18 protein-coding genes are annotated in these 10,436 nt (G+C 64.2%); 15 read left to right on the top strand and 3 right to left on the bottom strand.

All coding sequences use genetic code 11. From position 1 onward, the window contains the following. From GBJ34_RS20630 to GBJ34_RS17425, 10 genes are all read left to right on the top strand, one after another. On the top strand, nt 1-326 hold a 326-nt coding region (locus GBJ34_RS20630; RefSeq protein ID WP_192931275.1), incomplete at its 5' end, for a hypothetical protein. Between the two features lie 100 nt (nt 327-426). Then, nucleotides 427-588 carry a hypothetical protein gene (locus GBJ34_RS20625; RefSeq protein ID WP_192931274.1) on the top strand — a complete coding sequence of 54 codons (162 nt, stop codon included), beginning with the start codon at nt 427-429 and terminating at the stop codon, nt 586-588. Between the two features lie 95 nt (nt 589-683). After that, nucleotides 684-998, top strand: a complete 315-nt coding sequence (locus GBJ34_RS17460) for a head-tail connector protein (RefSeq protein WP_151720483.1) — start codon at nt 684-686, stop codon at nt 996-998. A gap of 35 nt (nt 999-1,033) precedes the next feature. Beyond that, on the top strand, nt 1,034-2,683 hold the full coding sequence (locus tag GBJ34_RS17455) for a terminase large subunit domain-containing protein (protein WP_192931273.1): 1,650 nt from the start codon (nt 1,034-1,036) through the stop codon (nt 2,681-2,683). After that, on the top strand, nt 2,674-3,006 hold the full coding sequence (locus GBJ34_RS17450; protein WP_151720481.1) for a phage head completion protein: 333 nt from the start codon (nt 2,674-2,676) through the stop codon (nt 3,004-3,006). The genes GBJ34_RS17455 and GBJ34_RS17450 overlap by 10 nt, the downstream gene beginning before the upstream one ends. After that, the gene (locus GBJ34_RS17445; RefSeq protein ID WP_151720480.1) at nt 2,999-3,334 is read left to right on the top strand and encodes an HNH endonuclease; all 336 of its coding nucleotides are present in this window, start codon (nt 2,999-3,001) and stop codon (nt 3,332-3,334) included. The genes GBJ34_RS17450 and GBJ34_RS17445 overlap by 8 nt, the downstream gene beginning before the upstream one ends. A gap of 3 nt (nt 3,335-3,337) precedes the next feature. Continuing rightward, nucleotides 3,338-4,600: a phage major capsid protein gene (locus tag GBJ34_RS17440; protein WP_151720479.1), complete on the top strand. Its 1,263-nt coding sequence runs from the start codon at nt 3,338-3,340 to the stop codon at nt 4,598-4,600. Next, entirely contained in the window at nt 4,600-5,154 is a 555-nt protein-coding gene (locus GBJ34_RS17435) for an HK97 family phage prohead protease (RefSeq protein ID WP_151720478.1), read from the top strand. The genes GBJ34_RS17440 and GBJ34_RS17435 overlap by 1 nt, the downstream gene beginning before the upstream one ends. Before the next feature lies 1 nt (nt 5,155). Further along, nucleotides 5,156-6,220: a phage portal family protein gene (locus GBJ34_RS17430; protein ID WP_151720477.1), complete on the top strand. Its 1,065-nt coding sequence runs from the start codon at nt 5,156-5,158 to the stop codon at nt 6,218-6,220. After that, entirely contained in the window at nt 6,217-6,411 is a 195-nt protein-coding gene (locus GBJ34_RS17425) for a hypothetical protein (RefSeq protein ID WP_151720476.1), read from the top strand. The genes GBJ34_RS17430 and GBJ34_RS17425 overlap by 4 nt, the downstream gene beginning before the upstream one ends. A gap of 79 nt (nt 6,412-6,490) precedes the next feature. Here GBJ34_RS17425 and GBJ34_RS17420 read toward each other — a convergent pair whose 3' ends face one another. From GBJ34_RS17420 to GBJ34_RS17410, 3 genes are all read right to left on the bottom strand, one after another. Continuing rightward, nucleotides 6,491-6,700: a hypothetical protein gene (locus GBJ34_RS17420; RefSeq protein WP_151720475.1), complete on the bottom strand. Its 210-nt coding sequence runs from the start codon at nt 6,698-6,700 to the stop codon at nt 6,491-6,493. A gap of 429 nt (nt 6,701-7,129) precedes the next feature. Continuing rightward, nucleotides 7,130-7,366, bottom strand: coding sequence for a hypothetical protein (locus GBJ34_RS17415; protein WP_151720474.1), 237 nt, complete (start codon nt 7,364-7,366; stop codon nt 7,130-7,132). Continuing rightward, a complete protein-coding gene (locus GBJ34_RS17410) occupies nt 7,363-7,542 on the bottom strand; it encodes a hypothetical protein (protein ID WP_151720473.1) in 180 nt (59 codons plus the stop codon). The genes GBJ34_RS17415 and GBJ34_RS17410 overlap by 4 nt, the downstream gene beginning before the upstream one ends. Before the next feature lie 105 nt (nt 7,543-7,647). Between GBJ34_RS17410 and GBJ34_RS17405 the strand changes: the two genes are divergently transcribed. The 5 genes from GBJ34_RS17405 to GBJ34_RS17385 form a co-directional block, all read left to right on the top strand. Beyond that, nucleotides 7,648-7,851 (top strand): helix-turn-helix transcriptional regulator, encoded by a 204-nt coding sequence (locus GBJ34_RS17405; RefSeq protein ID WP_151720472.1) that lies wholly within the window; start codon nt 7,648-7,650, stop codon nt 7,849-7,851. After that, nucleotides 7,848-8,045 (top strand): hypothetical protein, encoded by a 198-nt coding sequence (locus tag GBJ34_RS17400; protein WP_151720471.1) that lies wholly within the window; start codon nt 7,848-7,850, stop codon nt 8,043-8,045. The genes GBJ34_RS17405 and GBJ34_RS17400 overlap by 4 nt, the downstream gene beginning before the upstream one ends. After that, the gene (locus GBJ34_RS17395; RefSeq protein ID WP_151720470.1) at nt 8,046-8,414 is read left to right on the top strand and encodes a hypothetical protein; all 369 of its coding nucleotides are present in this window, start codon (nt 8,046-8,048) and stop codon (nt 8,412-8,414) included. Nucleotides 8,415-8,660: 246 nt separating this feature from the next. Then, on the top strand, nt 8,661-9,377 hold the full coding sequence (locus GBJ34_RS17390) for a helix-turn-helix domain-containing protein (protein ID WP_226341254.1): 717 nt from the start codon (nt 8,661-8,663) through the stop codon (nt 9,375-9,377). Further along, on the top strand, nt 9,374-10,436 hold a 1,063-nt coding region (locus tag GBJ34_RS17385), incomplete at its 3' end, for a hypothetical protein (RefSeq protein WP_151720468.1). The genes GBJ34_RS17390 and GBJ34_RS17385, both read left to right, overlap by 4 nt.

Genomic DNA, 10,436 nt, shown 5'->3' with positions numbered 1-10,436 from the left:
ACATGATGTGGTGTGAGCAGGAACGCATTTCCAAAGGCAGCGGCCCATTCACGGTGGAAGAGATGGGCCAGTGGTGGCGCGATTACTCCCCGATAATTGCCGTCGAGAATGCCCATGTGCCCCATGTCGAGGGTGTCGGCATTCTTCGCATGGTCTGCCGGGCCAGCACCGAAAACACCGCCCAATGGTTCCGTGATCGGCTCAAGGAACAGGACGAGGCACTTTTTTTCCTCGACGGCGTTCGCAAGGCAGCATTCCCGGAAAGCGTTGTGATACAATCAGATAGCGGCATTCTAAGCAATTCAGGCGCAGCTATATCAAAGTAGTTCAACGCTAGATCAACGATAGATCAACTCCAGATCAAACTTGAAATGAGAAGGCATCGGCGGCGCAGCCCGCGCACGCGCGAGAGGAAGGAAGGAAAAGATGACCTTGGCCGAGGTTCTTCCCATGCTTCGCAATGGTGCGACCGTGGATGACGTGTTCAAGATTGCTGAGAATAAGGCAGCGCCAGCGGAAGCCGAGCGCCAGACCTCGAACGTGGTGAGCTTTGCCGAGGCCAAGGCAAGGAAGGCGCTCAAGCGGTAAGCCAAGCGCAAGGTGTGGCCGTTCGGCCATGCTGAGAAAAAACCATGTAGCAAGGTGTATTTGTAGCTAGACGTATCATGTGCTACACTTAGCGCATGAACGTGTCCGATCTTCTCATTGCCGCCAAGCTCCATGCCCGCATCGACTTCAACGACGATGACGATGGCCTGCTGCTGATCCTTGCCGCTGCTGCGGGTGACGTGGCCCATGCGGCGGAATACACGCTGCCCCCGGCTGCTGCCGATCTGCCCGATGACCTGCGGCTGGCAATCATCGACCAGGCGGCAATGCTCTATGATGCCCGCGCACAGGACACCGAGCGGCCCGTGGGTCTGTCGATGGCTGCGGCCCGCATCGTGGCCCGGTATCGTGGGGTGCGGCTATGCCTGCCACCGCCAGCGACCGAGTGACCCGCCCGAGGGGGCGACCCCGCCATGATGGCCTGATGCCCGGTTCTGCCGAGGCGCGGGCGGCTGATGCCCTGCGGAATGGTCCCAATGCCCCGGAACCTTTGGGACACAGGACCGGCGGGGGGAATGTTCCTTTCTCTCTCCTGAAAAAAATCCGGGGAAAAAACCCTGCCGACCGGGCGCTTGCCTTTCTGGGCCTGCTGCATGTTCCCGAGGGGCGCACCGCCGGGAAGCGGCTCAAACTGGCCGAGTTCCAGCGCAAGTTCGTTCGCGGCTCTCTGGCCTCGGGCGTGATGGTCGGCGTTTTGTCGATCGGTCGCGGCAACGCCAAGACGGCGCTCTCGGCGGGCCTTGCCCTGGGCGAGCTGGTCGGGGCGCTGGATCAGAAGCCCCAGCCCAAGCGGGAAATCCTGTTCGCAGCCCGGAACCGCGATCAGGCAAAGACCGCATTCGGGTTCCTTGTCGGGTATATTCAGGGCTTGCCCGAGGAAGATCAGGCGCAATTCACGATCCGGCGCGGCTCCAAGCTCGAGGTTGAAACCGATCTGAACGGCGGCGGGCTGGCCCGTGTCATCGCGGCAGATGGCAAGTCCATTCTCGGCGGTGCCCCGACCTTGGCAATCCTTGACGAGCGGGCGGCATGGGTGGCGGAAAAGGGCGATGCTCTGGAAAACGCGATCCTGTCGGGCCTCGGCAAGCGCGATGGCCGGGCGCTGATTATCTCGACCTCTGCCCCGGATGACGCGAACACGTTCTCCCGCTGGCTGGATGAACCGCCGCCGGGAACCTTCGTGCAGGAACACCGGCCCGCCTTTGGCCTGCCTGCCGACGATCTGGAAAGCCTGCTGCAAGCCAATCCCGGCGCGACCGAGGGCATCGGCTCGACCCCTGACTGGCTGGTGGCGCAGGCGCGGCGGGCGATTGCACGGGGCGGCTCTGCCCTGTCCAGCTTCCGCAACCTGAACCGCAACGAGCGGGTTTCGACCGAGGACCGTTCGGTGCTGGTCACGGTTGACGAATGGCTGGCGGCAGAGGTGGCCCCGGATCTTCTGCCCGAGCGGGCCGGGCCTTGCGTCCTGGGCGTGGACCTCGGCGGCTCCCGGTCCATGTCGGCAGCGGCGTTCTACTGGCCCGACACGGGGCGGCTCGAGGCTCTTGGCACCTTCCCTTGCGCACCCTCTCTGGCCGACCGTGGCGCGGCTGACGGCGTGTCTGACCGCTATGTGCAGATGGAAAGCCGGGGCGAGCTGCTGACGATGGGCGAGGCGACCGTGCCGCCCGGCCCTTGGCTGGCCGCTGTGGTGAAGCATCTGGACGGCATCGTGCCCGATTGCATCGTGGGCGACCGCTTCCGCCATGCCGAGTTCACCGAGGCCATGCAGGCGGCAGGACTGGCGCGGGTGCCGTTCATCTGGCGCGGCTTCGGCTGGAAAGACGGCTCCGAGGACATCGAGCGTTTCCGCCGGGCGCTGTTCGACGGGGAAGTGGTCTGCAACCCGTCCATGCTTCTGCGCTCTGCCTTCTCCGATGCAATCACGCTGGTTGACCCGGCAGGCAACCACAAGCTGGCGAAAGCCCGCTCCCTCGGGCGGATCGACGCGGCGGCGGCATCGGTGCTGGCGGTGGCGCAGGGTGCCCGGATGAAAGCGGCCCCGGCCCGGAAAGCGAGGGCGCTATGGCTGTGAACCTTGACCGTCTGGTGCAGTTCCAGCGGCGCGTGGGCGTCAACGGCCCTTATGGCTATGAATATTCCTGGCATGACCACGGCGCACCGATCCGGGCGGCGCGGCATGACGTTTCAGACGGCGAGAGGGCGGTGGCCGGGTGGATCGAATCCACACTGGTTTCACGCTTCACTGTCCGTTCTTCGGCCTTCACCCGCGACCTGACCCCGATTGACCAGCTCACGCATGACGGCCTGACCTGGGACATTCAGGGCATCAAAGAGGCATGGCTTGGCCGGTTCCGGTTCCTCGAGATTACGGCGAGGGCGCGGACCGATGGCTAAGGACCGGCGCGAATATGCGCGGCACTCCAAGCGCGTGACCTCGACCGCCCGCTGGCAGGTGCTGCGGCAAGCGATCCTCGAGCGGGACGGCTGGAAATGCCGCTGCTGCGGTTCGCTGCGCAGGCTGGAAATCGACCATGTGAAGCCGGTTCGGACGCACCCCGAGCTGTCGTTCACCCCGGCCAATCTGCAAGCCCTCTGCGGCCCCTGCCACACGAAAAAGACCCGCCTCGAGTGCGGGCACAAAGAGAAATCACCCGAGCGCAAGGCTTGGGCCGATGCCGTTGCCGATCTGGCTGCGGACCCTGCAACCCCGGCAATGGAGTAAATCATGCTGGAATCCATCAAGATCACCCGCCGCCAATCCGAGATCCGCCAGAAGCTGGCCGGGCTGGCGGGCAAAGAGAAGCCGACCGACGACGAGGCGCAGGAAATGGACGCGCTGGACAAAGAATATCAGACCAATGAGAAGCGGTTCCGCGCCGCTCTGATCGGGGAAGACACCGAGCGCCGCGAAGCCGGTGCCGAGCTGGAAACCCGCTCTGACCGCCAGTTCGCTGACCTTGTGGCCGGGTTCGAGCTGCGCCAGGCGGTGCTGCATCTGGACGAGGGCAAGGCGCTCTCGGGCAAGACTGCCGAGGTTGTGCAAGAGCTGCGCAATTCCGGCGGCTATCGCGGCATCCCGGTTCCCCTGCTGGCGCTCGAGCAACGGGCGGGCGAAACCGTTGCAGCCGGCACCCCGGACCCGGTGCAGACCCGGCCCATCATCGACCGCCTGTTCCCCGCCTCGGTCGCGGCGCAGATGGGGGCGCAGATGATCCAGATCGGCAGTGGTGCTGTGGAATGGCCGGTGACCACCTCGGCAGTGACGGCAGGCTGGGCGGATGGTGAAACCGGGAATGTCGCCGGGCCGACGCCTTACGCCACCACCGACCGCGCGTTGAAGCCCGAGCATAATTTGGGTATCCATATGCGCGTCACCCGCAAGACCCTGCTGCAATCGGGCGATGCGCTGGAAGCCGCGATCCGCCGCGACATGGCAAGCGCCATGTCGGCAGAGCTGGACAAGGCGATCTTCCGGGGCACGGGTGCCAACGGCCAACCCCTCGGCGTGATCCCCGGCGCTGCAAGCTATGGCATCACCTCCACCGCCGTGGATGCGGGCGCGACCTGGGCAATCTTCCGCGCGGCTATCGTGCGCTTCATGGCAGCCAATGCCGCGACTGGCCCGGGCGGTATCAAGGTTCTTGTGCGGCCCGAGGTCTGGGCTGCGATGGATCAGCTGCAAGCGGCGGACGGCGCGCCCATGTGGGAATGGGATCGCCTGATCAGGGCTGTTGGTGCGGGCAATGTCCATATGTCCAGCTCTGCCCTTGCCGCCCCGTCCGGCACCCCGCCCGCAACCCAAGCCTTGCTGGCTACCAACGCGGGCGGCGTGGCCCCGATCTTCGTCGGCCTCTGGGGCGCAGTCGATCTGATCCGCGATCCGTACAGCGATGCGCAATCGGGCGGGCTGCGGCTCACGGCGCTGACCACCGCCGATGTGACCGTGGCGCGCGGGGCGCAACTCCAGATCCTGACCGGGGTGCGGTAATGCTCTGGGGCGCGTCTCTCGGCGGGCTGGAATTGCGCAGCGAGGGCGGGGCAACCCGCCTTCGGGCGGCGTTCCCCTATGGCGCAGAAACCGAGCTTGCACCGGGGCGGCGGGAAGTCATCGCCGCCCGCGCCTTCGCGGATCGGATCGAGGCGGGCGAGGATATCCACCTGCTGGCCGGGCATGATTACGAAAAGCCTCTCGCCTCACGGGCGGCGGGCACCCTCAAAATTGAGGACACCCCCGAGGGCGTCTTGCTCGAGGCGCGGATTACCTCGGGCACGTCATGGGCGCGGGACTTCCTTGCGGCCCATGCTGGCGGGTTGGTCCGTGGGTTGTCGCCCGGGTTCCACGTCCAGCCCGGCGGCGAGAAGATCGAAAGCCGGGGCGCGGGCCTGCTGCGCACCATCACGCGGGCGGCGGTGTTCGAGTTCTCGGCGGTGACGGTCCCGGCCTATCCCTTGGCGCAGATCGAGGCGCGGGCATGGGAAACGCATCAGGACCGGCAACCCGTGCGGGGTGCGGTTCACCCCTTCAATCGGTGGAGGGCATGACATGGGCCTGATGGACATTTTCCGGCGCAAGCCTGTCGAAACCCGATCCAGCGGAACCGGCTACACGGCGCAGATCATCGCGGCCCGCTCTGCCTTCCTGACCGGATCGGCGGGCCTTGGCGAGCTGACGGCGGCTGTCCAGTCTTGCGTGACCCTCTGGGAAGGCGGGCTTGCCCTGGCTGACGTGAAGGGCACCGATCTGTTGACCCGGCGCAGCCTTGCCATGACGGCCCGTTCTCTGGCCCTGCGGGGCGAGGCGCTGTTCCTGATCCGCGATCAGCTTATCCCGGCTGTCGATTGGGACGTGACAACCCGTGACGGGGTGCCCCGGTCATACCGGCTGCAAATCCCCGAGGCGGGCGGCGGGCGCTCTGAAATCGCGCTGGCGGGCGAGGTGCTGCATTTCAGGATCGGCACCGATGCCGTGACCCCGTGGGCCGGAACCGCTCCCCTGCGCCGGGCGACCCTTTCGGCGCAGCTCATGGCCGAGATTGAAACCGCGCTGCGGGACGTGTTCCGTGACGCCCCTCTGGGTTCGCAGATCGTGCCCATGCCGGAAGGCAGCGCCGATGACATGGAGGCCCTGCGGCAAGGGTTCCGGGGGAAGCGCGGCGCGGCTCTGGTTGTGGAAGGGGTGGCACAGGCCACGGCGGCGGGCCTCAACCCGTCTCTGGGCAAATCCCCCGATCAGCTATCCCCGGATCTGTCGCGGACGCTGGCGGGCGAGCTGCTGCGCGATGCCAAGGGGGCGATCTTCCTTGCCTTCGGGGTGCTGCCCGGCCTGCAAAGCCAAGCCGCGACCGGCCCCCTTGTGCGCGAGGCGCAGCGGCATCTGGCGCAACTGATCCTGCAACCCATTGCCGGGCTGCTGGCCGAGGAAGCCACCGAGAAGCTGGGCGGCAAGATCACCCTGGACGTGGTGCGCCCCATGCAGGCGTTTGACCACGGCGGCAAGGCGCGGGCGCTGGCGACGATGCTGCAAGCACTGGCGCAGGCCAAGGAAGCCGGGATCGAGGGCGCGACCCTTCAAGACGCGCTGACCTTCATTGATTGGCAGGACGAATGACCGAACCGACAATCCACGTTCACATGGCCGACGAGTTCCGGGTTTTCGTGGTGAAGGGGCAACCCGAATGGGCCGTCCTGCAAATCACCTCACAGGAAACCGGCGAGCTGTTCCGCTTCGGGCTGCATGTCGATCACCTCGAGGGGCTGGCCGACCGGCTGCGGCAGGACGCCAAGCTGCTCAAGGCATAGGGCGAAGGGGGCGGGAAATGCGATGTGTATTCGTCGCCCCCTGCATCTGGCGGGAAATGCCGTTTGTTAACTTCGCCGATCAGCCGATGAAGAATCCGATTGGCCCGTCACTTTCTGGCGGCTCAAGTTCATTCTCGATCACCAGATCAATCGCTTTAATCCCGGCGAGGACATTGGCGATCTTGCCGAGGCGTTCGTCCTGATAGGCACCGCTCAAGCGGTGGGTTTCGATGGCAAGCCGTTCGGTAAGCAGCTTGCGGGTTTCCATGAGTTCGTCGTGGGTTGCCATGCGGGTTGTCCTCTGGGGTGCTGGCCTGTCTGGCCGATGCCCGGATGATACCTTTTCGGGTGCCCGTGTGACAACCTCGGCGCGACTCGGGTTGCTTGCGGGTTCCATTACATAAAACCCGTTCTCGGAATCTGACCCGCAAAACGTGAAAACACCCCGCACAGCAACCCGTTACGGGGTGTTCTTCATTCGGCGCAACCCAATCGGCACCCCGTGACGGGGTGCCAATGGCTTCAATCTCGGAAATCAGAACTTCGCCCCCGGCCCGAAACCGGGCAATCAGCGCCTCGGCACGGGGGAACCCGACCTCATGGGGAACCGTCTTTTCAATGAACGAGGCGCGGACATAGGCCATAAAGATCACCTGAACCTCGGGTTCACAGGCACGATAGGCGGCAAGCAGGGCCATATCGCTTTCGGTGCACTCCTTCATGCCGGTTCCCTCATCAGCATGGCGCGGGCGGTGTAGCGGATCAGGATTGCAACATCGCCAAGATAGATGAAATCGAGGCTGGCCCCGTGGGTGGCGCAAAAGCGGATCACGGCATGAGCTGGCGCACCGTCACGGGATAGCAGGTTCGGGCGCAATCCATCCGGCACGGCAACGCCCAAGGTTTCAGCGACGAATTGCAGGCGACCCATGCGGGTTGCGGGAATGGCGGTCATGCCCGGCCCCCGTCCATCACGTCCAGCGCCTCGGCAAGAGCGGCGCGGGCTTCCCGGCGGTTCGGTTCCGGCAGGTTCTCGGCTTCGGTGGCATCGAGCGCCAGCAAGATCATGTCGCGGATCACATGCAGGCTGGCGGCGGGCAAGCCGGTATCGTTCGCGGAAATCGCGTTCATGGTCGGGGTTCTCCCTTTGGTCTAGTTGTGCAAATCACCCTCTGCGGTATAAGGTTGCACTAATGGGATAGGCTTATGCAAGCCTAAAAGTGTAAGGTTATACTGATGACGCCGGAACAGAGTAAGGCGGGCAGGGCGCTGGTTGGCATGTCCCAACAGGACTTGGCCGATGCTGCCGAGGTGGCGAAAGCGACGATTGCCAATTTCGAGGTGGGCAAGCGCACCCCCTACAAACGGACGCTGGACACCCTGCAAAAGGCGCTGGAAGCCCGAGGGGTGCGCTTCACCCCGGATGGGGTGAGCAAATGACCGCCTGGGCACAGATCAACATTCGAGCGCCAGAGGAGGCCCGCGAGGTGCTTCTAAGGGTGGGCACCCTCATTCGGAATGATCCTGCCTTCATTCATAGCCTGCAACGTTTCCTTGACGGGCAGGGGGATGACGGCTTGGCCGAACGGCTGGCAAAGATCGAGGCCCGGCTTGCGGCAGTGGAGGCGCGATAGATGGCAACCCGACCGGCAGACCGCCGCCCGACCCTGACCCTCAAAGGTGACGAGTTCACCCCCGAGTTTCGCAGCCTCTTGAACAAGGCGGCAAAGAAGGCTGGCAAGACACAAGCGGCCTTCGCTGCCGAGGTTCTGGCGGCTGCATCCCGGCGGGTTCTCTCTGGCAACCCAGAGGACACCCCGGACGGCAACCCGAGCGCACCGCCCCCGGCTGTCTTGGCGCAGATCGAGGACACGCAAAAGCGCCTCGAGGCGACCGACGCAAAGCTGGACAAGGCGACCGCGACCATTGAGGCGCTGGCGGACCAGGTGAAGGCGCTGACCGATCATCAGCGTAAAAGCCTTTGGTCGCGGATCTTCGGCTGACTTATCCACACTCCCTGCCTGACCCACGGGAAAGGGTGCAGCAAGTGGAACGGTCATTCCTTCAACGGCAATGTGCCGCAAGCCGCATTCCGGTCAATCCTGCGCCTGCGCCGTGGAACGCCGCTTGGCTTGCCCGGCCTGCGGCTGGTTGGACTGTAGATCATAAGAGAGGGCGAAATTAGAAGCGCCTTAAATCAATGCCTTATGAGGCGGGCACCGGCACCGCCGTTCCGGTAGACCGGCACCGTGGTTCCGGTCTCGATTCGTTCGACCGGCACCGCCGTTCCGGTTCACCGGCACCGCCGTTCACAAAAATGGAACGGAAGGGGTGAAAAATGGTTGCGGCTTGCCTGTCCTGTCGGCAATATGGTTCCTGATTTTGGAAATAGGCGCATAAAATTGGAAATCCTGCCAGACACGAAACCGCATGGCTCATGGGTCCAGACCGAACGCGCCGCGCATGAAGCGTGGATGAACCTCATTGCCAAGTCGCCGGTGGGTGCGCAGATCATGCACGCGCTGACTGCCCGCCTCGGGGAACATAACGCGGTGGTCATTTCGCAGGTGGCGCTGGCCCGTATCATCGGCAGATCGGAAAGGGCCGTTCGCACCGCGATTGGCATCCTGAAGGAAGATAGCTGGATCGAGGTTCGGCAGCTTGGGCACTCCGCGACCGTCAACGCCTATGTGGTCAATGACCGCGTGGCATGGACCGGCAAGCGTGATGGCATCCGGCACAGCCTTTTCAGCGCCACCGTGATCGTCTCCGACGAGGAACAGCCCGACCGCGATAGCCTCGGGCATCAAGCCGCCTTGCGCCGCCTGCCTGCCCTCTATCCCGGTGAACAGCAGCTCCCTTCCGGGGATGGCTTGCCGCCGCCTTCATCGCCTGCGCTTCCGGGGTTTGAACCTGACCTCCCGGCGACCCAGATTGTGCAGGGTGATGGGCAGGGGGACGCATGACCGAGGACAAGAAGGGCAAGGGCTTTTTCGCGCTGGACGTGGATCAGTTCTTCAAGATCCAAGACAAGGGCCTCGGGATCGAGGAAGCCGCAACCTATCTGGCGCTCATGAAGGGCACCGATCAGACAAACACGATCAGCCGCGGCGGCGTCAATTCGGTGATGGAATACACCGGGCTTGCCCGTTCCGAGGCCAGGCGGGCGATTGATAATCTGGCCCGCGTGGAGCTGGTCGAAAAGCTGGACGTTGAGCGCGCCAGGGCAAAGACCGTGCCCCGGTTCAAGCTGCCCCCGCATGAAGGGCGAACACCCCTGACGGCGCTTGAGGCTGCCGTGGTGGCCGAGATCGAGGCCGGAAGACAGCCGACCACGACCAAGGACAAGAACACCGCATTTCGGGCGCAGCAAAAGGGCTGGATCGAGAAGCTATCGACCGGATGGGCAGCGGTGCCGGTTTCGCAGCGGATTGCCTATGTGCCCAATATGTTCGTGGACACGCAGGGGCAAACCTCGCCCCTCGGGCGGCTGGTCCAGATCGGGGAAATTGGGCCGGTTATGCTGGCAGCCGAGCTTTATCACCGGCAAGACCTGATGAATGAGAGGGGCATCCCCTCAAGCCTGATCCGGGCTTACTATCGCAGCGGATCGAGCATCATGGCCGGATCGACCCCGAGCGGCTTTCGGCTTCACTATCTGGCGCCGGGAAGGCTTTACACCGAGAAGGGCGAGGAAAAGAGCTTCGACAAGGCATATCAGCCCGAGAAGTTCCGCCACGAGAAGGATTCCTTCTGGTCGGACCTCAAGGCGCTGGACGCGGCCCATATCACCGAATGGGCTGTCTATAGCGCCAACGGGCAGCCGAGCGGGGAATATGCCTTCAACCGCCCGCAACGCCCTCTCGGGGTGCTTCGCGGTGGCAAGCAGGTTCGGAACACGCCCGAGGCGGCAGCGGCTCTTGTGTCCTACATGATGTGGTGTGAGCAGGAACGCATTTCCAAAGGCAGCGGCCCATTCACGGTGGAAGAGATGGGCCAGTGGTGGCGCGATTACTCCCCGATAA

The organism is Gemmobacter serpentinus (genome assembly GCF_008973825.1).
In the GTDB taxonomy this organism is placed as follows: domain Bacteria; phylum Pseudomonadota; class Alphaproteobacteria; order Rhodobacterales; family Rhodobacteraceae; genus Gemmobacter; species Gemmobacter serpentinus.
This window is presented reverse-complemented; position numbering and strand designations above follow the sequence as displayed.